The organism is Sulfuricurvum sp. (assembly GCF_028712165.1).
GTDB lineage: Bacteria > Campylobacterota > Campylobacteria > Campylobacterales > Sulfurimonadaceae > Sulfuricurvum.
The window spans coordinates 1-23754 of record NZ_JAQTQR010000025.1 but is presented as its reverse complement, the minus strand read 5'-3'; the positions used below and the strand labels follow the sequence as shown (position 1 = coordinate 23754).

The 23754-nt window shown below is 37.3% G+C and carries 17 protein-coding genes; 12 read left to right on the top strand and 5 right to left on the bottom strand.

What is annotated here, in order from left to right; translation table 11 throughout:
- Window positions 1–6 precede the first annotated feature (6 nt).
- The 3 genes from PHP90_RS06160 to PHP90_RS06150 all read left to right on the top strand — a co-directional run bounded on the left by PHP90_RS06160 (window position 7) and on the right by PHP90_RS06150 (window position 10436).
- Window positions 7–1929, top strand: coding sequence for a site-specific DNA-methyltransferase (locus PHP90_RS06160; protein ID WP_299926904.1), 1923 nt, complete (start codon window positions 7–9; stop codon window positions 1927–1929).
- The gene (locus PHP90_RS06155) at window positions 1922–4498 is read left to right on the top strand and encodes a DEAD/DEAH box helicase family protein (protein ID WP_299926901.1); all 2577 of its coding nucleotides are present in this window, start codon (window positions 1922–1924) and stop codon (window positions 4496–4498) included. The genes PHP90_RS06160 and PHP90_RS06155 overlap by 8 nt, the downstream gene beginning before the upstream one ends.
- Window positions 4499–4670: 172 nt before the next feature.
- The gene (locus PHP90_RS06150; protein ID WP_299926898.1) at window positions 4671–10436 is read left to right on the top strand and encodes an ATP-binding protein; all 5766 of its coding nucleotides are present in this window, start codon (window positions 4671–4673) and stop codon (window positions 10434–10436) included.
- Between the two features lie 25 nt (window positions 10437–10461).
- On the opposite strand, the gene PHP90_RS06145 is transcribed toward PHP90_RS06150, so the two are convergent.
- Window positions 10462–11136 carry a hypothetical protein gene (locus tag PHP90_RS06145; RefSeq protein WP_299926896.1) on the bottom strand — a complete coding sequence of 225 codons (675 nt, stop codon included), beginning with the start codon at window positions 11134–11136 and terminating at the stop codon, window positions 10462–10464.
- Window positions 11137–11226: 90 nt separating this feature from the next.
- The gene (locus PHP90_RS06140; protein ID WP_299926893.1) at window positions 11227–11478 is read right to left on the bottom strand and encodes a helix-turn-helix transcriptional regulator; all 252 of its coding nucleotides are present in this window, start codon (window positions 11476–11478) and stop codon (window positions 11227–11229) included.
- Between the two features lie 144 nt (window positions 11479–11622).
- On the opposite strand from PHP90_RS06140, the gene PHP90_RS06135 reads away from it, so the two are divergent.
- From PHP90_RS06135 to PHP90_RS06095, 9 genes are all read left to right on the top strand, one after another.
- Complete coding sequence (locus PHP90_RS06135) at window positions 11623–12801, top strand: hypothetical protein (protein WP_299926890.1); 1179 nt, start codon at window positions 11623–11625, stop codon at window positions 12799–12801.
- 153 nt (window positions 12802–12954) lie between these two features.
- The gene (locus PHP90_RS06130; protein ID WP_299926887.1) at window positions 12955–13305 is read left to right on the top strand and encodes a hypothetical protein; all 351 of its coding nucleotides are present in this window, start codon (window positions 12955–12957) and stop codon (window positions 13303–13305) included.
- Window positions 13290–13919, top strand: coding sequence for an NYN domain-containing protein (locus tag PHP90_RS06125; RefSeq protein ID WP_299926884.1), 630 nt, complete (start codon window positions 13290–13292; stop codon window positions 13917–13919). The genes PHP90_RS06130 and PHP90_RS06125 overlap by 16 nt, the downstream gene beginning before the upstream one ends.
- A complete protein-coding gene (locus PHP90_RS06120) occupies window positions 13919–14287 on the top strand; it encodes a hypothetical protein (protein ID WP_299926881.1) in 369 nt (122 codons plus the stop codon). Before PHP90_RS06125 ends, PHP90_RS06120 begins: the two co-directional genes overlap by 1 nt.
- A 184-nt stretch (window positions 14288–14471) precedes the next feature.
- The gene (locus tag PHP90_RS06115) at window positions 14472–14606 is read left to right on the top strand and encodes a hypothetical protein (RefSeq protein WP_299894145.1); all 135 of its coding nucleotides are present in this window, start codon (window positions 14472–14474) and stop codon (window positions 14604–14606) included.
- Window positions 14551–15138 carry a recombinase family protein gene (locus PHP90_RS06110; protein WP_366141101.1) on the top strand — a complete coding sequence of 196 codons (588 nt, stop codon included), beginning with the start codon at window positions 14551–14553 and terminating at the stop codon, window positions 15136–15138. Before PHP90_RS06115 ends, PHP90_RS06110 begins: the two co-directional genes overlap by 56 nt.
- 16 nt (window positions 15139–15154) lie before the next feature.
- Entirely contained in the window at window positions 15155–18217 is a 3063-nt protein-coding gene (locus tag PHP90_RS06105) for a tyrosine-type recombinase/integrase (RefSeq protein WP_299926878.1), read from the top strand.
- Complete coding sequence (locus PHP90_RS06100) at window positions 18204–19943, top strand: site-specific integrase (protein WP_299926875.1); 1740 nt, start codon at window positions 18204–18206, stop codon at window positions 19941–19943. Before PHP90_RS06105 ends, PHP90_RS06100 begins: the two co-directional genes overlap by 14 nt.
- 3 nt (window positions 19944–19946) lie before the next feature.
- A complete protein-coding gene (locus tag PHP90_RS06095) occupies window positions 19947–20498 on the top strand; it encodes a hypothetical protein (protein ID WP_299926872.1) in 552 nt (183 codons plus the stop codon).
- A gap of 249 nt (window positions 20499–20747) precedes the next feature.
- Here the strand turns inward: PHP90_RS06095 and PHP90_RS06090 are convergent, their stop codons facing one another.
- The 3 genes from PHP90_RS06090 to PHP90_RS06080 form a co-directional block, all read right to left on the bottom strand.
- Entirely contained in the window at window positions 20748–21878 is a 1131-nt protein-coding gene (locus PHP90_RS06090) for a hypothetical protein (protein ID WP_299926870.1), read from the bottom strand.
- Between the two features lie 52 nt (window positions 21879–21930).
- Window positions 21931–22860 (bottom strand): toll/interleukin-1 receptor domain-containing protein, encoded by a 930-nt coding sequence (locus PHP90_RS06085; protein WP_299926867.1) that lies wholly within the window; start codon window positions 22858–22860, stop codon window positions 21931–21933.
- 91 nt (window positions 22861–22951) lie between these two features.
- Window positions 22952–23329, bottom strand: a complete 378-nt coding sequence (locus PHP90_RS06080; RefSeq protein ID WP_299926864.1) for a hypothetical protein — start codon at window positions 23327–23329, stop codon at window positions 22952–22954.
- Window positions 23330–23754: the final 425 nt, after the last annotated feature.

Genomic DNA, 23754 nt, shown 5'->3' with positions numbered 1-23754 from the left:
ATAACAGTGGAGTCACAAAATTTAGAATTAGATACCAGTTTAGAGAAAGTAGCAGAATATAAATTCGAGCCTATTAAAGGGTTTCCTATGCTTAACTGGAAGGGGAAGCGACCTTTTAAAGGCACTAAATATTTTCCTGCGCAACTCAAAGAAGTTCATGGTGAAGATATCAACGGATGGCTTAATAAGATATTTTGGGGTGACAATATCCAAGTAATGTCACATCTCTTGAAAGAGTATCGTGGTCAAGTTGATTTGATTTATATCGATCCACCATTTGATTCTAAAGCAGATTACAAGAAAAAAATCAATCTAAAAGGAATGGAAGTTACAAATGATACTTCTATGTTTGAAGAGAAACAATATACCGATATGTGGTCAAATGATGAATATCTTCAATTTATGTATGAGAGGTTAGTTTTATTGCGGGAATTGCTTTCCGATCAAGGTTCAATATATTTACATTGTGATTGGCATAAAGTTCACCATTTAAGATGCATCATGGATGAAATATTTGGCGAAAAAAATTTAGTTAATGAAATTATTTGGAAAAGAAGGATGAGTAAAACGTCACCTGACGCAAATAGAATTGAAAATATAGTTGATTATTTACTCGTCTATTCTAAAACAGATGATAAAATTTTTAATAGTCAATTCACGCAGCATGGTGCAGAAGAATATATAAAAAGTAGTTTTAATCAAACTGATGCAAACGGAAGAAAGTATCAGTCAACAGCTTTAAATGCACCTGCTCCAAGGCCAACTTTGATGTACGATTTTATGGGATATAAACCTGGAAGAAATGGGTGGAGTGTTAAACCAGAAGTTATGCAAAGGTATTATGACGAAGGAAAATTATTGCTACCTAGCAACAAAGATGGAAGAATTAGAAGGAAACAATATCTGGATGAATGGCAAGGATATGAAGTTAATTCATTGTGGACAGATATTCCAGTAATTGCATCACAATCTCACGAACGGTTAGACTATCCCACACAAAAACCAGAAGCTTTACTTGAGCGAATAATTAAAATGTCTTCAAATCAATCTAGTATTATTCTAGACTGCTTTATGGGTTCAGGAACAACAATGGCTGCTGCACAAAAACTAGGTAGACGCTTTATAGGTGCAGATATTAATCTTGGTGCTATTCAAACTACTACAAAACGCCTCTTAAATATAGTAGATGAAAATAAATACTTAGATCTAATAAAAGATGATGAATACAAGGGGTGTGGCTTTGAAGTATTCAATGTGAACAACTACGATGTCTTCAGAAATCCAGTACAGGCCAAAGACCTTCTCATAGAAGCACTCGAAATCGATCCACTTGGAAACTCTAGCTACTTTGATGGGATGAAAGATGGCCAGAAGGTCAAGATTATGCCAGTAAATCGTATTGCAACCAAGGCCGATGTCTCTAATCTTATTATGAACCTCGATTATAAAGCATACGAAGAGCTTTCAAAAGAAAATAGCAAAGCCAAAGTGGACGATATTCTGCTGGTATGTATGGGGCATGATCCTGATATTAAAGGCCATTTCAAGAACGAATGTCCATACAATATTAACATCGATATATATGACATCTTAAAAGACGGTTCCGAACTTGTTTTTAAACGTGAATCTGAAGCCCAAATTGTCATAGATGGCAATCAACTCAAGATTCAAAAATTCTATCCGAATAGCTTGCTTGAAAAACTCCGCCAAGATGGTACTGAAGTTGAAGATTACCGTGAAATGGTAGAATCGATCATGATTGACACCAACTATGACGGGTCAGTATTCGAACCAAAAATTGTTGATATTCCTGACAAAAAAGAATTGGTTTTAGGTGAATATGAGCTACCAGAAGACCGAGGAACCGTAGCGATCAAAATTACAGATTTAGTATCAGAAACCTATTTTGAGGTCATGTCAAATGGCTAAGAAAAAATCTCAATCAACACAGCCTGACATCGATCAGTACTCACTCTTTACGAACTTGCTCGCTTATTACGAACGCAACAAGGGTATGATCAAAAAAAAATATCGCCGTGTCACAAAAGTTTATTTGGATTACAACGAAGACGGATATCTAAGGGAACCTCAATTTAAAGCACTTGAAATCTATGTCTTCATGAAAGAGTTTTTTGAAAACAAGAAAGTTTTTGATGTGTTTACCCATCTTTATGAGCAAGAGGAACTAGCTATCTCTACTACACAAGGAAAGCAAGGAGTTTTCAATTTCGTAGAAGATGAGCAAAAGCTCTTTGATGGCTACTATAAAGATCTCAAAAAACAATTAGAGCAATTAAAACGTAACTATCCCGACTATGTATTCGCTCTTACCATGGGAACAGGTAAAACGATCCTCATGGCCACGACAATTTTCTATGAGTTCATCTTGGCGAACAAGTTTCCAAAAGATAAGCTGTATGCACATAATGCGCTTGTATTTGCTCCCGACAGAACCGTTCTTGAGTCGCTACGTGAGATCATTACTTTTGATAAATCACTTGTTATACCGCCTGAGTATCGGAACTTTATCAACAGTGAAATCAAGTTTCACTTCCTTGCAGACACCAGTACGCAACTCAATACACTTGATGGAAGTGATTTTAATATCATTATTACTAATCAACAAAAAATATCATTGCAAGAAAAAGCAACCGAAGTCAGTGCTGTCAAAAAATTGATGGATTCTGATGTTCTGAGTATTCTCGAAGACATGGATGCAATGCTTGACCTCGACAATGTTGTGTTGATAGACGACAAGTACCTAACCAAGAATCAACGCTTTGAGAAGCTTTTACGGTTGGACAACTTGGCAATTTATGTTGATGAAGCCCACCATGCATTTGGGACGACACTAGAAGGGAGCATGAAAAAGCTTAAGGCCTCTATCGATGCGATTTCAGAGCAGACGACGGTCGTTGGATGCTATAACTTCACGGGTACGCCTTATGTAAACAACAAGCTGATCCCTGAAGTCGTTTATGCTTACTCACTCAAAGATGCGATTGAAAAAAAATATCTCAAAAATCCTATTGTAAAAGCCTATGACAACGTTGGTGAATCGGATTTTGTGAAACAAGTCATCAGCGATTTTTGGACTAAATTTGCAGGCAAACGATTTGAAAACATGCTGCCAAAGATTGCTTTTTTCGCGCCAAGCATCGATATCCTTGAAAACGATTTGAAGCCAGCATTGGAAGCGGTCTTAGATGAACTCAACATTGATACAAGCAAGATCTTAGTAAATGTTGGTGATCCAAAACTTACCACTAACGATGACATACGTGAGTTTATAAACCTCGATACCCCTGCAAGCGAAAAACAATTCATACTTTTAGTCAACAAAGGCCAAGAGGGATGGAACTGTCGCAGTCTTTTTTCAACGGCACTTTATCGAAAACCTCAGTCAAAAATATTCGTATTACAAGCAACGATGAGATGTCTTAGAGCGGTCGAACCGGCACAACTCAACGGTCATGTTTATCTTTCATCAGAAAATGAACAGATTTTGGCCTCAGAACTCGAAGCAAACTTCAACATGAAGCTAGAAAATTTCGGCAATAAAGATGCATCTGATAAAGAAATTATTACGCTCAAAGTCAAGCTTCCACTAGAAAAACTCAAAATCAAACGCGTTCAACGAACCTATGAATTAAAAGAAAAAGTCTTAGCAAAAGATGGCATTGATTTTGCCTTAAACACCGTTGACACACACAAGTACCTTGCAACCGTCACAACTATGGAAGGGCTTAAAAATCTAGGTAATCATACTTATAAAGAAGATATCAAAAAGCGCCAAACTAACTACTCAGAAATGATGCTTGTTTCGCTTTGCAGTGCTTACATAGGGAAACCATCTTTACTTATAGAAACATTGCTTGAAACATCAGAAGATGGTATCAATGCTATTCTTGAAATGGTCAACAAATATAATGAAATCATTCATGATGTCATTATTCCAAAACTATTTAATCATTTTTGGGACCTCGAAGAGAAACAAACCTCGTATGAACAAGAAATATCTCTTGTTAATGAGCCTCCAGAAGGTCAAGAAGGCTTTAAATGTGTTACAGCAACCCTTGATAAGGTTCTTGATGCTTTTGACACAGAAAATGCCTCTAAATCATTTCATTATAATCCTTATTGTTTTGATTCAAATCCTGAGATCACATTCTTTAAAAAAGCAATGAAAGATGAGAAGGAAATAAAACGAGTATTCTTTACCGGCCAACTAACCCATGGTCAATCAGATTTTTATGTTTCGTATATCGATCCAGAGTCACATACAGTCCGTAAATACTACCCTGACTTTTTAGTACAAAAATTCGATGATTCTTGGGTTATGGTGGAGATCAAGGGTGAAGATAAAATAAATGATGTGGTGGTTCAAGCTAAAAAGAAATATGCTGAGGATATGGCAGAGCACAGTTCGTTTAGCTATTTATTCGTTCCATCGCAAAAGGCTATGGACTTGAGTATTAGTTCTATTTTGAGGCTTTGAATATTCAAGGTAAGTGTCATAGTATTATTCTGAGATGTGGGTGTTAATGTCCAACTCAATCTTATAAAAAAGCAGGGTTCAATCGTGACTCATCACACATTAAATCTTCTGCAAAGAATTATGGTGGTCATAAACACACGAAGCTTGGTTTTCAATGCCAAGGGGAAACAGAATGCAAATTAAAACAAGTGCAATAATATACAGTGGTTATGAATATCAAACGCTACAAGGTATTTTAATACTCGCATATTGGCTCAATAGTCCGACTGTATTTCGCCGCATTTGTTTTGAAGCAGATTCTTTAGAAAATGAAGCCCCACAGGGAATTGATGATATTGTTTGTGAACGTGCCGATGGAAAAATTGATTTTCGTCAGGTAAAATTCACACCAAGTCCATACAAAGATGAAAATGCCTTTAGTTGGGACTGGTTATTAACACGAAGTGGAAAGACTGCGCGTTCAAGATCTATTCTTAAAAAACTTTCTGATGCAATTACAAAGGTTCTACCTGATCAATTAGGAGATGTAATACTTGTTACCAACAAAATTCCTGACAGGGAAATTGAGGATTGCTTAAAAGACGGAAAACTGAATTATGATCAAATCAAACTAGAAACACGCACCAAAATCATCGAACAAATAGGCAATGAAACTTTAGTAAGAACTCTTTTTGCAACATTACAAATCCAGCACAGTGAAGGTAGCTACCAATCTATTTTTAGGACCGTACGTAGTGAACTTGAAAGACACTCGGATGATGATGGTATTAATCGACTGCTGATTAGGGCGAGAGAATGGGCTATTTTTCAAAACCAGCCTTCAGACGGTGGATGGATTTATCTTCACAATATTCGCGATATCTTATCACTAAAGCGACCAGAACCAATTCCTGAATCGTTCTCAATTCCAGACAACTACTGTCTTCCAGATGAAGAATTTCATAAAACGATTCAAAATAAAATTATTGGATCATATGGCGAAGTCATTACACTTACAGGCGATCCAGGCAGAGGGAAAAGTACGTATATAAGCTATTTATGTCAAGCATTAGAGGAAATGGGAATTCCAACGATTCGGCATCATTATTTTCTATCAGTAGATGATCAAACCGACGATAGGCTCAGCCCGAGAATTGTCGCTGAATCTCTGCTCTCGCAAGTAAATAGCAATCATCGAGATGTTGGTGCTTCATCATCGAATCCCGAAGACTTACGAACTACATTGGAACAATGTGCAGCACATTACAAAGAACAAGATAAACCATTTGTTTTGATTGTCGATGGGTTGGATCATGTATGGCGTGATAATGACCGCAATAAAAAGCCTCTTGATGAATTTTTCAGAGTACTACTTCCAGTCCCCAGTAATTTGGTGCTACTGGTTGGTACACAGCCTATTGATGAAGTAATGTTGCCCGATACTCTTCTTGAATATTGCCCTCAAAACACATGGCACTGGCTTCCAGCAATGACTGAAAATGCCATATATCAATACCTTAATTTTCAAGTCGAATCTGGTCGTCTATATATGAATTGCCATGCAGACATGATCAAAGATGAACTCAATATGGCGGCAAAGGAACTTACGGGTATAACTTCTGGCTATCCACTACATGTGATTTATTCTTGTGAATATCTTACGCAAAATGGCAGCCCTTTGTCTTCTTGGACTATAGAACATTTGCCTCCTTGTGAAAATAGTCATATTTCAAGTTATTACCAAAATTTTTGGCGCCGTCTTACGCATAAACAAAAAGATGTATTGCATTTATGTTGTGGCTTTCAATTCAGCTGGCCACGAGAGTCATTTATTACAATCCTTAGCGATTCTTTTGATGAACAACCGAGTCTGAACGCTGTTTCACACCTACTATTTGAAACCAAATCTGGTGTTCGTCCATTTCATGAAAGTCTTATAGTCTTTATCAGAAAGCAGGCAGAACATGATTCCAGAATTTCTGCTCTAATCGACAATGTATGTGTATGGCTAAATAATCAAGCACCAGAACATTTAAGGAATAGCTGGTATTGGTTGTGTTTAGCCAAAAGTGGCAACACTATACCCCTTCGAGAAGGAGTTACACGGGATTGGATAATTGATCGAGTATCAGAAGGCTACAATACACGAACACTAACTCGCTTACTTGAAGAAGCCGAAAACATTGCCTTTAATGAATTAAACTATTCGGAAGCTTATAAGCATAGAGTACTAAAAACTCGTCTACATAATGGGCCTGAATTCCAAATCTGGGATTTTCCCGCTTTAGAAATGATATCGTTGTTATCCGCTCCTATCTCATTTATAGATTCAGAGGTATCACTGCATCGAGACTTTACACCTAAAAAACTGGCAACACTTTCTATAGCATTATGGCAACGTGGAGATCTTAAAAATGCAAAATTTATTGCTAAAAAAGCAATTAACAAGCATAAAACACAAAGAAAATTTAACAGTCATAATAATAGAGAGGAATCAGATTCTGAAGCACATATAATTATCAAAGCTGGCGTCTTGTCAGAAGCTCTCGATTATGAGTTTGTTTTTGCTGAAGATAATTTTGTGAACTGGCCCGATAGTTATATAAAAGCTTTTAAAGATGCTTGTCTCACTAAACATGATATATCTTTAATGATGAGAGCGCTTAATGCTTTAGGAATATCCAATGAGGGGAAAAATTTTGAATTGTCCACTATTAGAGTAAGTATACTTGAAAACTCCGACGTATTTGTATGGCAAGAATTCTTAGAAAATAGCTCGCATGCTGCTACCAAACTTCTAAAGCTATACAGGGAAAAAAACTTTAGCTCCATAGTGGATAATCTCCCAGATACTGAAAACTGTGAATACTATCAATATCCTTATAGCAACTATCACGAATGGTTTTTTTCAGCACTTGTGATCAAACTTAGAGCCGAAGGGAATTTTTCCTGGCTACCGGCTAAAGCGACCAAAGAAAGAGTAGATATCACCTTTTATCTGAACACGCTTACTGAATTAGCAAGTTACGTTGCGGATTTATTAGTAGTATATGGAGAAATAGATTTCCCTACCATAAGTGACTTGTTAAGGACGATCGTAATACCAGAAGAGAGTAATTATGATAACAGGCGAGAAACAATTTTCTTTAAACGTGACTGGTTAAAAATTTCAGCAGATGTACACCTGCTAACAACACAAAGAAGTATCAATCTTTCAGAACTTCAAGAAGTTATTGATCAAGAGATATACTTATTCGAATGGATAAGACATTGGTATTCTGATATCCAATTAAATCTGCTGTCCGATGAAGCCGCACAATTGTTATTAGAGATTGCAACGGATAGACAATCTCAAGAATTAGAAGATACAAGCGAACGATCAAACAACAATTTAGAATTGGCACATATCGCTTTAAGACATAAGAATAAAGAGTATGTTGAAAAGCTGACAAAACTTTCTTGGGATTACACAATTGGTTATGGAAATCATAAAGATACAACAATATTAAATGTATTAGATGCTATAGATTATTTGTCAAAAGCTTGCCCGTCCGAAGCGTTGATATTTTTAGAGCGAATCGCACCTATTGTATTTAACATATCAAAATTTACTGATGGTGATGAAACAAGACACTCATTATCAATAATCTCGGAAATGTTAGCCAAGCTACGCCCCTCAGTATTAGCTTCAAAATATGCTCAAGAAGTTCAAAATGGCGAATGGTATGATGCAGACACGTCATTATCAGCTTTACTGAATCACACTAATTTTAACTCTAGTACAGTTGGTCGTTTTTGTCTCACAGGTCTTTCAGACAAGTGTCATAGACTAATTGCAAAAAAGACAGAAATGGGAGACAAAGCGGCTGAAGCCGTTCTTGCCAACATTCAAAAATCCCTTGGTATTGATTTAATTTTACAGGAGGAGGAGTCAAAACCCAATATCTCTAATGAAAAAATTGATATAGATCCTGCACTATACCCTCCAAATCAATTAGTAGAACTTGAGAGAGCTTTAGCTGGAAAGTATTCCACCCGTATATTCTGGCTCCAATGGTATTCCTACTGGGTTGACCATGGACGTGAACAGGAACTTCTCAGTATTTTATCTAATTCATTATCTACATCCGAGGACAGGCTGGACGATAAAAGATATCTGTATGACTCACTTTTCCATAGTAGCAAAAAGTTTTATGGCAAGAAAAAAGCTTTTGACTTTTTAGTATCTGCTCAAATAAATATGAACGGTTGGTTAGACTGGTACGAGTCTAGTGAAAGCTCATTAAATCGATTAAAGATTGTCGCTGAAATTTACCCAGAACGAGTAGATGAATTTATATTAAAATCTACAAAATCATCGAATACTTGGCGCTCTGGAATGAGCGATTTAATCATCCCAAATAACAAACTTATCTATTTGTTGGTTGAATCTGGAAACACTGAAAAAGCTATCGATTTTACAGATACAATAATTGAAAAGCTTGAAGAAGATATACGTAATCTTCCTTTGGTATCACCTAATTGGGATTGGGACTCAATTGAAAATACTGATGACACATTTACAAAAATGCTTGTTGCTAGACTTAAATGGCCTGTTCCCTCTATAAAATTTTGGGTAAGTCGACAGCTATCTGAAATACTAGTAGAAACACCTGCACAAGTAGAAAATGTACTGTTTTCATTCCTAAACTCATGTAAACAAGAATCTGATTGTATTGAAGTTTTATCTGTCTTTTTAATGGCAAAAGATCTTGGATATAAACCAAGTGAGGAAATAGGTAAATTTATACATTCTCGATCAATACTTTCAGATATGTTAATTGAAGATATCGGACTGATTGAAAAGGGTGCTTTCTCTACTAATTTCGAACCTATAATAATGGTTCAACCTGAAAATAATAGTTTTAAAAAAGCTCAAGGCCATGATGTTCCCCTTGTTTATAAAAGTACTCTAGAAGATTTAGAAGAAAGTACCGGTATACCATTTGTTGAATTTTACAAATCAGAGTGGAATAGAACATTCGAATATGCTCCAGCTGCAAACAGTGATATCAGCTACTTTTTCGGTTCAGAAAGAGAAGGTGCCACAGGTCAGTTTTATACCGACAGCAGTCATCGTGGACGTTCGGCTTTTCTAAGATCCATAGAAGTTGGTAGAAGATTTTTCAGTATGCCTGATAACTACGCTAAAGATCTTGCTACACATGCTTTACCGATTGAGCCGGCATACATACTTCTAAGACCAAGTAAACCAGTTTGGCTTCCTGAATGGATTTATGGGGACAATGTAAAAGAAGAAACGCTATTTGAATTCATCAATCAATGTATTTCGAATTTGAATGATCATGAAAGCACTTCTGTTTTAGGTGCATTATCTTTTCCCATCCAAATTGATCAAGACTATTGGTTAGATTTCACAATTTTAAGAGGAGTCATATCAGGAGAAAGCTCATCAACTTTTTCGATTAAAAATCGAGCACATGGATTCTCTATAGGTAAAAAATTAGATCGACACATTACCTATCTTTGTAATAACCTTGAGCCAAACAGAGGACATAATATTATACAGTTGACAGGATCTATTTTACCTCTTTCTCGATATGGTCATTGGCATTCTGATTTGGAAACACGTGGAATTCATATTCCTCTTACCTATGCTGAAAATCGAGAAATTAAAGCTTTGCCTTTTGATAGAGAACTTCAATTTTTGATCGACGAACAAGTGATTGGAAAATTTGGCCATTGGAATTATCATTGGGACCCTATACATCCAAAAGGGCTTAATTCATTATGTGCTTCTTACACGCTTTTATCATCATCAAATTTTGAGCATTGGATGAATAATAATCTTTCTGGTCTGGATCAAGTTTTTATGTGTCAAGTATCTCAAATTCGAAGAGATAGAACCTTTGCCCCATATAAAACCAATGATATATTATTTACTATTCCAACAAATTAACTACCCTTTTAATTATCAAGACATGCTAACCAAGTATTTGAAATCTTCCATCTGTCAATCCAATTTCAGCATTTAGCTTTTCTTGTCTCTGCATGACTTGATTTAAAATATTTTCTGCATATCTTTTCACTCCTTCTGGAACAGCAGGATCGTTGATGGTTGAGCTCGCTTTACCAATCTCGTTAATATTACTTACTACTTGCCCAATTTGCTCATTTTGCCATTGAATCCTATTTCTTTGCTCTCTTTCTGGCGCATAATACAAATCAGCCAAGGCACTCCCAGCCCCTTCAAAACTCATGTTTACAGGAGAATTTACACTTAAATTTCGAATAATCAATCTATCTTCATCTTGATAATTGAAAATAGGAATATATTCATTATTTTGTTTGTAAAAAACAACCGGACGATAGTGCCGATTGATTACATTCCAGAAATCTTTTGCAGATTCTCCTTTTTTAGCCAATATGAAAAAATCATCATAATCATTATATGCAGTTTGTGTAGTATTAAATAAATCTGCTGATTTAGAAGCAACTACTAGTTGATCTGGATCCAACCCATCTTTTATAAGAGTACAAATTTTTTGGATTATCATCAATTTAACATAATTGATATCAGTTTGCTGAACATAATGGCTTATGGCTGACGACGAAAGCTTGTCATGACCCTTGAATTTAATTAGAATTTTTTCAGCCATCTTTACTCTTTTGTTGAATTTGATTAAAGTATAACAAAATCACATTGAAATACCAAGTGCTAACTCCTTAGTATGATTAAACTTTTTAAATCAATTTTCCATAAGTTTACAAATTTGAACATTAAGAATTTTTGCTATTTTATACAAATGTTCAAGATTAAAATGCTTTCCATCATTGCATAGTTCTGCTGCCGACACAAGACTCACCGAGCTATATCCCATCGCATTCGAGAGTTGAAGCTGGCTCATACTCTTTAGTTCTCGGTATTTTTTAACATTCTCTCCGATTCTTTTATACATTAAACTGATTTCATTGTCAGAAAAAACTATTGACTCTTGCATTTATCTTCTTCATTAAAATATATGCACGAGTGTAGTTTCTGTTATACTTTTAAACAACCTGCTATAGTGGGTCAATTGGATTGTAAGTATCCTTGGGAGTATAAAATGTACAAATATGAGAGGTATCTTCATAAAAGCCAGCATTTGTCCAAAGAAGAAGTAGAGGAACTTGCGCAACTTTATTATTCAAATGTCAAACATTCAGCATTGATTGAAAAATTCGGCATAGATGTCCCAAGTGGAAATTTATATAAATGTTTTCCTCCTCAAAAATCTGATACAGAATGCCCCTACTGCAAGGTTAATTTAGTCTATCTACCTATTTCGAAAGCACAATCGAGATCAGATCGTCGAGAAAGTGTTTGCCTCTCCTGTGACCATGAATATGAAAACAATAAATGTACGTGTAATGGCTGCACTGAACGTAAAAATGAAGAAGCTCATAAGAAAAAAATTGCCGAGCAATACAAGAGTGAAAGTATCTTAGATTTTTTGAAAAAAACCAGACAACCGCCTATTCATCTAAGCGATTTGACGCTTCGTGATCGTCTATTTATTGCTGCCTTGCTAAAAACTCATTTATCCGGTGATCTGAAAATTATCAAACCGGCTTTTGAATATCGACAAGCGCTCGCTCCAACAAGGGAGTATACGATCGACATGTTGAAGCATTTAAGTTATTATGGGGCTATTCAGCTTAGTGAACGCGCCCATATAGAGTACAGTTTGGAGGATAATAAGCTCAGGTACGATCCGCTACATAGCTATTACGATCTCAATGTAATATCGAATGAATCAAGTAAAACAGCTATGATAAAGTCTCTTCTCCATCCGATACCATTGGAAGTCTATGAAGTGGAAGATGGCTACAAGCTATGGCTTGAGATAGCTCTTCATGAGAGTATGCAGTATCTAAAACTTTTATTGGAGCAATGTGGTCTAATCAGGCTAGCATTGGAAATAATAAATGAAAAGACATCCATCGAAATATCGACATATCTAGAACATTTTTCTACCTCCCAGTTATTTAAGATCCTTTGGTCAATTACCAATAATGCAGCAGCACAAAAACAAAAATACAATAAAAGCGTTTCAGCTGATACTCTTGTCAATAACATCGTCAAATATTGTAATCGAGCAATTGAAAACAATTGGGAGATTGGCAACTATTCAAGAACCTATCACAATAAACAAACAATCGTTTCGAGCATCTTGTTTGATCAGATACTAAAAATAGGAGAAAATGGGTTTATACAAAAAGCTTCTAGGGATTATTTGGAGAAAAATATAGAGAACGTTGGTGCAGCATGCCAAAAAAAATAGATATCGAATTTGGTTCAAATGAAACCTTATACTCACAATTTGGGATAGTACATACGAAACAGTTTTACTGCATCTCTTTGGTAATGAAGACTTAATTTCATAAGAAGAGTTTGTTGTGATTTCTAGATATAGCAAAAATTATAAGGAGCTCACATGGTAGCCACACAATATGAGTTTGGTTTATTCGAATATGAAATTATTTCGTCGTCTGAATGCGCCAAAAATATAGATCAATTTCTCGATGATTTATCTTCTGGAGAAAAAACGCAGTTTGCAATTCTCCATAACGAACGTATCGAAGCAATAGTTATTTCCGCCACAGAATATGAGCGAATATATCGTACAAAAATTGCCTATGAAAATTGGCGCAACGATCGGCGTCAAAAAATAAGAGAAGCATGTGAAGATCCTGCAATCCAACAATATTATGCTGATTTAATACATCCTGGGTTACGAATACGTGAGTACATAACATACATGGGTGTAACATGCCAAAAAAAATAGATATCGAATTTGGCATGTCTATCAGCGATGAGCTTCAAGATCATCACGAAACAGGTATCCTCTATACCGAAGAGGACTGGCCACGCGTTGAATATGATTTAGATATCTCACTAGCAAAAAGTTCAAAAAATAAAACTGTTACCCCAAAACGTAAGGGGCGAAACGCTAAGCCTTACTTGATTTTATGGGACATTGAAAATATAAATTTCCCATACGATAGAGTTGCTATTGAAGCGATGCTCAAAAAAATCGGGGTTCGATATTCAATGAAGTATATCTCCTATCACATACGTATGGATCGAGGAATCCCGTGGTGGCTCCAACAATACGGGGATAACATCGAATGGAGAAAAATTCAACTACGTCGTTTAGGTTGGGTGCTCGAAGAAAAAAAGGATGCGGATAAACAGCTCAAAAAGCTCTACTACCAGTTTGTTGATCGGATCTCAGGAATAGTCATCATCTCCAGTGATAGCGACTTTATTGAAATTGCGAAAGACGCGACGGAGAGAGGATTAAATACTACCGTACTGTTTGATCAGAAAATCCCAACATGGGCTGAACAAATACACGGATTAAATGCATATAAACTGCGCAAAAAGGAAGAATCATAATGGACAATAAACTCAAAGTCATAGGACATTTTAGGGGCGACAAACATATGGAAGGCAAGCTTCCCAACCTCAAGCTTGGCGAAGTGCGATACTATCCCCAAGACAATCCAAATATTATGAGAAATACGGTTAGAGAAATTTCATCCCAAACTCTCATCCGTATTTTTCGCAATCTTTTTCCGAACTACATTGTCGATATTGACGAACAGGATAATCGTGTTAATCATATCCGCTACGAGGATGATGCGATAAGTTATATCATCAATAAGGCATACATCTGTATCAAAGAAGCGACGCCGGAGTACGATGGAACGATTGTGTATCTTCATAATGGCTATGTGTTGATCTATAAAGAGAAATACAAATAAATAGATTTTTGTTTTTAACCAAAACATTTTGCTATCATGCTTTTCCCTTGCACAATTCCATTTATTACAAGTTTAAGACACCTACTCGGTAATTTGCAATATTCCTAAAATAGGTGTACTAAAAGTTGTATCATTAGTCAGTTGCAAATCTCCATGCACTTTCGGACAGCAAGAAAGGATCGTTATGGCAATAGTTCACAATCAATTAAATATTGAGTCATTAATCAAAACAGCAAGACGATGGAATATTCCATTTATGCTAAATGCAAAGGGAGAGCAAGTACGTGCATGGAGAGAAGATGAAAATAGGTTATGCTAGAGTATCTACGACATCACAGTCGCTCGATCTCCAACTTAAGGCTCTACATAAAGTAGGATGCGAGAAGATATACAGGGAGAAGGTCAGCGGCGTAAAAGCTCACCGTAAAGAGTTCGAGGTCATGATGGAGTTTGGCCGTGAAGGTGATCAGATTGTTGTGACGCGCCTTGACCGTTTAAGCCGTAGCGCATATGAGCTGCAAACCACCTCTAAAACGCTCGAAAGGAAAGGAGTGAGCCTCGTAGTGCTTGAACGGGATATCGACACGTCTAGCCCCGCTGGAAAGCTCATGTTCCATATGATCGCCGCCATCGCCGAATTCGAGCGCTCTATTATCAATGAGCGCAGCGAGGCTGGGCGGCGCGCGGCACAAGAGAGAGGCGTGAAGTTTGGACGTGGTGTCAAACTGAGTAATGAGGACGTTGTGAGTATTAGAAATCTGATTGAGATGGGTGAGTGTGTCAGTAGTTTGGCGCAAAGCTACAGTGTGAACAGAACCACAATCTATCGTGCGATTGAGAGAGCCAAGTGATATTGTTGGGGCAGTTATGACAAAACCAATGGAGCGAACGAATGAGAAGTGTTTGGATGATTTGCGTGAAAAATATGGACAGTACAATTCATCCTCTGGATTTATTCAGAATAATATTAAACTCTATATTAAATTGCTCAGCAAGGGGCTTCGTAAAGAGTTTCTTGAAATAACAGGATGGAGGGATATTGTCCCTTGGTCAAGGATAAGTGAAGCAGACGCAAAGCGAGTGCTGGTAGCATCTGTTGTCAACCATAAGACTGCAAGATTGTTTGAAAGGGATAGTCCTGGAAAGTATTTGAAGGCTCAGGAGCTTGGTGTTTGGAAAGAGATGATGGTTTCAGGGGGCTGGACAATCCCTGAGAACTGGTCGGATATGCGTGATGATGAAGCAAAGGAGCTTGTTGCTAGGGCGGCTAAAAAGCATGACGCTGTTGGCGCTTTTCAGAAGCATGCAAGTAGGTACTATAAAAAAGCAATTGAACTCGGGTGTCTAGTGGAGGTTACTGCTCACATGACTTCAGGCAAATTGCCGTTTAATGAATTGACTTATGAGGAAAAAAAGAAAGTAGCGCTTGAAGTCGCTTTTAGACAAAAAAACATCGCAAGGTGGCGGAGTAATTATCCCGAGAAGCATAAATTTCTAAAGGAGGAGGGATTGCTTGAGGATGCCTTTAGGCATCTTAAATATACTCAAAAAACAAGCAAACAAAATTATGGTCTAAAAGAGAAGGCTAAGGAGTTGGCCCCAAAAGAGCCAAAAGGAATAAAAACGCTCGCAGAAGCTGTTGCCTATGGAATGCTTTGCTTAACTACTGAAGAGTACGGCAGCTATGAGCGCACTATAAAATTTGAATATATTGAGAACTTTTTTGGCCTTTTGCAAAAGCCTCTTGGAGAGGTGGATCGTAAGTGGTTTGAGGAGCAATTCACAGACTATGGTACTAGGCGGGTGATTGCCAATTTTGCATTAAGAGAAGCAGTGATGGCTGGCGCGTTGGTAGATCCTCTGTTGTTTGACTCTACTGCGCTTAAATCTAGTCACTTGGTGGCTGCGCGAAATCATATGGAATCTCTCAATATCAAGTGGCAAGATAAGGTAATGGGGAGGGCATTGACAATTTGCAGTGGTGATGTAAAGATTGGCATTGGTGCGTTTCTTTTTGCATGGACCTTCAAGGAAAAGCAACTGGATGAGATTGATGATGATCTTTTAGATAATTTTGTATTTGAGGAGGGAGCCTTAAGAAGAACTCTAAATTTACGGAAAAATCGTATTGTCAATGAGCTTATTGTACCGTTTATTCAAAAAGGCTGGATGGAGGACATTTATGCCAGCACTTCAGAGCGCAAAAAGAGAATTGTTGAGGAAGCACTAGCAGGTGAGAAAGATAATGTATTTTACTACGTTGCAAAGCTTCATGAGGGTGTCTACAATAAAAAAACACCTTGCCTTAGTCATCTCATAAAAGCAAAAGAGGTTTTTGAGGCAAAAAAAACATCTGAGTTTACTATTGATGACTACAACATAGAAAAAATGGATACGGTTAAAATCAAGCAGGTATACAGACTGATGGTTAAAGATGGGGTTGCTTCATCTGATTTACTTGATAATAGAGATGAAGGATATGTGTTTGATGATGATGTCTGGTACGTTGACGGGAGGGAGTTGAAATTCTCTAAAATCAAAAACGATGACTTCCGCTATATAATGAAGACCTATTTTGACAAAGTCTATTTGCAGGAGACTGCAGCAAAGGGAGTATCTCTGCCAACTCACATGTTGACCGCGGTTCATTTGGAGAGTTTTTTAGGTGAGCTTGGAATATTGCAGTGGAAGGAATTCACCAATATTAAAAAGCAGATGTTTTATGATAGGTGTAATGACCTGCGCGACAGCGGGAAAGAAGCCAATGCTAAGGCTATGGTTCTATTGCTGAGAGCTGTGATTGGAAAAGTGAAACCTTTGCTGCCGGAATGGTTTGATCCTCATGTGGCTATACATAAGGGCGAATTCAGAATGAAGGCATCGGGAAGGTCATCTATGGTGCTGCTTTCCGATGACAATATGAAGGCTATTATCTCATATATTCAAAAGGGTGCGGGAGAGCGGACGAAAGAGCGCCTATTTGATATTGCGACCGTACTGCAATTGATGACCTTTCGCAGAGTGAGTGAGATTGTGAATATGAAAACCGACACACTTCGTCTTCTCGGCTCATCTAATGAAAAAATTCTGAGTTATTACTCAGAAAAGAAGAAGAAGATGGAAGTTGTGAGTTTAGCTAGTTTAAAGGGCGAGAGAAAAGACCCTTTTGCTTTAGTAATGGACGATCTAGTTCCGTCCCTTTTAGATGAAGCTATCAAGATTACACAGGTGCACAGGGATGTTGTTGTGCCGGATTTGAAAGAGTATATATTTCTCGAGGAGTCAGCATCTCCTGGTAAAAAAGGGCTTTATTATCCTATATCTACTTCTAGATTGAGTGATCGGCTTGTGGAGCTGCGAAAGATTTTGGGATTACCAGACGGGTTTACGGGTCATCAGTCTAGACACTCTGGTGCGACACGTCTTATTCGTTCTGGTAGTAGTATTGCACTAGTTGCAGCTGCATTAGGTGATGGAATCGAGACTACTATGAAGAGCTATATAGATACTGTATCACAACGTGAGACTATGGCCTTGAAGAGGGGTGCGCTTATTACTACGATAGAGGACACAATTAAAGAAATTATTTTGACGAAATACCCCGGAGAACCAAAGCCTATGACCGACGAGCAGGCTGCAGAGTTTGGTGATGCCATAGATGTTGTGGGTGGAAAATGTATGGGTGGTGCAAGCGTATGTTTCAGTTGTAAAGCATTTAGGCAAACTTCGGGCAACTCAGGCTGTAAGGGGTGTGCATTATATACCCCGACTACAGGAAATCTTCCGTATTGGAAACTGAAATATCAAAAATCATCCATGAGCCTTGCTCGATATAGAGGGACTGGATTTTCTGAGCACCTATTTCTGGAGTGTCAAAGGGATGAGAATATTGTCAAAAGACTAGAGGAGTTGGCTGATGAGTACTGCTGAAGAAATAATCCTTCAAGAACCCTCTAGTAAAAGCGAAAGAAAATTTTACCTAGAGTACATTAGTAGTGTAGTAAAAGATATTCCTGATGAATGGGATGTGTCGGAGTATGAAAAGAGGCCTGATGCGAAAATAACAGTAATCTTTACGTGGGCAAGCGACGAGATCAAAAAAATATGTAAATTCTGGGCTTGGACGTTGCTTACAAGACAAGACTTTCAGGGTAGTAGCGTGAGGAGTATGGTCGATCATGCGAAATATTTTTTTAAATTTGCGTTGGATAATCATGGGGCAAGTACCGAAAAAGACAATTTCTATGATGCTTGGATGGATTATGTCGGGGATCTGCAGCGACGTGTGAAGAGTTCTATTGTCAAAGACTGTGAGGATTCTCTTCAACCTCGTACGGCTAGTCAGTATGCAAATAATACTCTGTTGATGCTAGCTCAATTGGGTGGGGTTTATAAAGGTTTTGAATGGGTGTTTAGACGTGATTATAGCGTACTGCTACCTCATGAAATATCTAGCTATATGTCTGGTGAGGAGCGCTATCAGTTTAGACAAGAATTGGTTCGTTTACAGTTTGTGCAGAAGAGTAAAGTGATTCCTTATGATGATTTACTGAAGATCACTAGAGTATTTGTAAAATGCTCTGATCCATATCTTAAGGCCGCAATGACGGTGGCTTTACATACTGGATTGAGAATCACTGAAGTTTTAGTGCTGAAAAAGGGCTGCCTTGTACCAGTTTCCGATGATGAAATCAAAGATTCGCTGGAGTATCGTCGGAAGCATAAAATTGGTCTTGGGGGAGTTGATCCTGATTGGTCGGAGATGTACTGGCTAAAAGGCCATCAGGTAATAAAGGATAAGCAGACTAAAGAATGGGCAATTGGCACCCCAATTTTAGTCTCCAAGGTTGTTTATGATACCCTAAAAGAGATAGAGGAATTTACAGACGAGTTGCGAGAGGAAAACGGTTCGGAATATCTGTTTATCAACAAGGCTCATGGCGTTATTAAAGTCCGCAGTTATGCCGCTTTGCATAAAGCGAAAAACAAATTCATTCAAGACATGAGGTTGCCGTATTTCGCTTTTCATATGATGAGAGCCACTTTTGCAACGATGTTGTATGATTTGGGTGTGCCAGAAGAGATGATTCAAAAATATCTCAACCATATTAAAATCGATACAACGTCTGGATATATATCCTCAAGTCACGAGCGAGATTACATGGAGATGAGCGCTGTTTCAGCAGGGAAAATGCTAGGGATCAACGTCAGTAATCAAAAAGTGAATAGTTTTGCAAATGAAGTTATTGGAGTTGCATCAGCTTCGGAATGGGAACATCTGGATTACTTTGATCAGCTCGCGGTTTATGCATCGATAAAAAGAAAGCACGATCTTAGTGTTGTCTATTATGATCATGGATTCTGTATGCTAGCCCTCGGCGAATCATGCCAGTATGGGTATGGTGATGTTAAGCCATGTTATTTGTCTGAATGCGAAAAGTTTGAACCAGACGCATCTGAAATCCCATCCTTTATCGAGATGTTGCAAGAAAGAAAACGTACTGCACCGGAATTAAGTAGGTTATACGATGGTCAAGCAGAAAGTTCTCCTGAATATAAAGATGAATTGGACGCAAGGATGATGGAGTTTCAAAACGATACGCAGACACTAATCGGGCTTATCGATCGCCTTAAACAAGAATCGAAGGGGATTTAACACATGCCAGCACCTGAAAAAGTGGATTATGAGCAGATTAAAGAAGCTGTCGATAGGCTAAAGCGATTAAAGCACCATGAAATCAGGAAGATTCCAATTGACTCAAAGATTCCAAAGAAAGGCTACATATGGCCTTCCATTTCTATGATCCTTATTTCAAAAAAGTTGAATGTGAATGTCAAAACGCTTTACAGGAAAAGTAAAGATGATGAGAGGATTGAACGACTTTTGCATCCGTTTATGAAAAAGATCAGAAATCTTGAAAATGCAAAGGCATCTGACGAACCCAAACGAGACAGTAAAGCGTGGTTGATACTGGAGAATAAGAAGCTTAGAGACGAGATCGATGAGATAAAAAAGCAAAAGATAGACCTGAAGGTAAAAAACTTGCAGATCGATGAGTTGAATAGGCAGATCAAAGAGCAGGCAGGAATTATTGAAAGGGCAAGGGAATCGGCAAAAGAATCAAATGAATTAAAAAGAGAAAATGCACGCTTGCTTGCAGAAAATGCTAGACTGCGTGCAATGTGTATGGTTTGGAATAAAGATAAATGAGATCACTGTATATTTACACTTTTTGACCACAATTGAAAATGAGGCTGATCGATTTAAAATAATGTGTTCCAAAAGTCCTAAGGCGCTATGGAAATTCTCATTTTTTAGTTGTTGAACGCTTTGTGGGGTAAATGATGTCGCCTATAATGAGTTTAGTGCAAATATGGGAAGCTTTATTGGAGTTGTGTCACAAACTAGAAGTTGTTGAGTTACTTAATAAGTGTCTAGTTTATTGGATACATTCCAGTATTATGAAAATACTTCATCACGCAGTTCGTCTGTAAAAAAGAGTAAGCCCCTTTCATTGCCGAAACGCTTGATTTTGTTAATCTCAACCTTAATTTCATCCCAAGACTCTATAATTTCCTTCCAATACGACGTTTTATATGGATCTTGTAATACTCCCTTCACGAAGAAATGTTCTGGGATTGCATCTGGATGAATATAAGGCCACAGCCAAAAAAATCCGACGCTTTCAGCAGCACCAATACAAAGGTTGACGAGTACACTACGATCCATTCCGTGCAGTTTATGCCCAGTGCCATTAACATCAAGTCTCTCAAATATGTTTGGAATACAAAGTTCCAGTCGCCTTATTGGAGTGGGATGGCTACCAATTGGTTCTTCGTGAGGCTCTAGTAATCTTTCTCCATTAAAACGGTAAAATATACACGATATACCACAAACCATTAAGTAAAGATTTCCTTGGAATAATTTTTTGGATTCTTCATTAACGTCATCTAGTTGTTCTGGCGAAAAATGTCTTATCAATTCCATTATGCACGAATATGTCGCATAGACATCAGCTGCAAGTTCTGTCACATGAGATATAGTGGCGGCTTTACCTTCTAGTTTTTTCTCACCATCAGATTCACAATCTTCTATACGAGTCTTAGGTTCCCCCTTGCCAAAAATAGAGCGGATATATCCATGTTCCTGTGTTAGATGTCCAAGCTCGTGAAAAAATACCCAAGTAATGGCACCAAGATACATATTAGTAATAATAGCTTTTTTGTCAAAATCAGGTAGCTGTGGTTTAGGATTAAAGGAATTAAAAATAGTTATCATTGGTTCTTCAAGGAGAGCACTTGCAGCAAACTCATAATAGCCTTCTATATCTCTATATACTTGGCGTGCTAATTCGTAGCTAAGTATGATTTCATGATTTGGCGGACTATCAGGGTTTCCTTTGGATTCAGCCCAAGCAGTTACCATTTTCTTGTCTACCCATGAAAAATTCAAGTTACCACCAAGTTTTGCATAAATACCACCATTAAAGTCATGAGTTATTTCACTTAATACACCTGCAGCTATTCTGTAAATTTCAACGTCATTTACATTTTCTATATTCATACGATTGCCATAAAGTTTTGATAACATTTAGAATATCTTGATCCAAGTATTTTTCTCCTGTGGTTTGTTATGAGCTTTTCTAAAATGGTACGTCATCATTCCATTGAGTTGCAACTGCTTCTCCTCCAAGATTGAGTTTCTCTATAGAATATTCACTGAACAGTTCATTTAATGCATTAACAAATATCTGTGAGTTAATCAAGATTGTATTTTCAGTTGCTGATTTTTTAATGTTTTCTAGTATTTCAAGTGGAATATTCTGAACAGATTGAAGTAAAAAAACTTTTTCGGTAGCTTCTCCTACCTCAATTGACTGTGTAATGGCATTAGCTAATGAGTTAAGCATTTTTCCGCGTGTTTTTGTTGACTTTACAATTGTCTGAAATATTTCTTCAGCAACCTGTCCAACATTTTTGCCATTGGCTTGAATACCTTGATACTTCCCAATGAAACCATATGGATCAAGACCTTTTCTGACAGGAATAATTAAAACATTTTTTCCTACAGCAAATCCCACTTCTTGGTCACACCAATTGCTTTCTTTAAAACCATCCATTAATATTGCAACCATAGCATCCATGGTGTGCAAGGCAGACTCTATTTCTATTTGCCATTCTTTTGTTGGTTGAATGTCTTCATGTGCAACAAAAGAAGTAATTGCATATTTCTTTAGTACTTGTTGGAGCTTTGCGGTATTTGATTTAAAGGATGCCAAATGGCTTAAAAATAATTTGAAATGCCCTGATTTCCAAAAAGTTGCTTCTTTGGGAACATTACTAGAGAAGTTATGATTAAGTTCAAGTTCATCAGCAATTGATGATATTAGGCTCTCGTCACAATCAGCGAGTAGTTCTTTTACGTAGACCCATTTACTATTTGAACTAGGTTGAATATCTTTTGTTTTAACACCATAGGCTCCTAAGTAAATGGCAATATCAGCAAAAGTCATACGTGATTGCAACTCACGTCCTATTCGGTCTATCAATTCAATTCGTTCAAGTACTCGCATGTCTTCCTTTTCTTTTACACATAACGTTGAAAATGAGCAATCAAAAAGCCGCCAACGGGTTTTTGATTGCTCTCTACTGATTTTTTATACATTATTCACCTAGGATAAACAACTCATACTCATCTGGCTCAAGGTTGTTAAGAAGTAGGCTTTCAAGAATATTGTCATTTTTAATTTGATAGCCTTTGTCTCTAAAATAATCAGCGTGACTATTAGGAATCTCTTTACCACTAGAACCATCGTGCCCTGTTCCATTTATGTTTACCGAGTAAAGCTCTTTTCCCATTCCCTTTGGTTTGGCATATACGTGGGCATGCTTCAACGTCATTGAACTCGTATTAGTAGGATCTTCCCTGAATGAATTTTTCGTACCTGGAATATTCTGATATACATGATGTTCAAATATATTGATTTTATCGAGGACTTTTTTCTGTGCTTCCCCAGCAAGAAATTCTTTGAATGTAAGCACGTGTATTCCTTTTTGTATATAACTCTTAATTAGTACACACATTATATGATTAAGGACTGAACAACAACTTATTTGAACACGTGATGTAATAATTAAATCTGTTTATTTGATTGCATTCAGTCAGACTTGGACGCAGTTTAGTTTGATGATGTCACCAACATATACTATTTGGAACATGACAAACTTTTAGAATTTATCATCTTATTTTTTGAATGTTGTCTTGCTATATTTGGAATATACAATAACTGTATGAAGACATTCTGAATGATGGGTCAAAGCAGAACTCGATTGCTACTTTGGTGCGACTCGTTGTGCAATTAAAAGTTGCACTAACCCCAGTCGTAAAAGGGGGTTAAACTAATAATTTGACGGGTGGAATGATGGGGTAACGCCCTGAAACACCTGCCCTAATACTCCGATTGGCG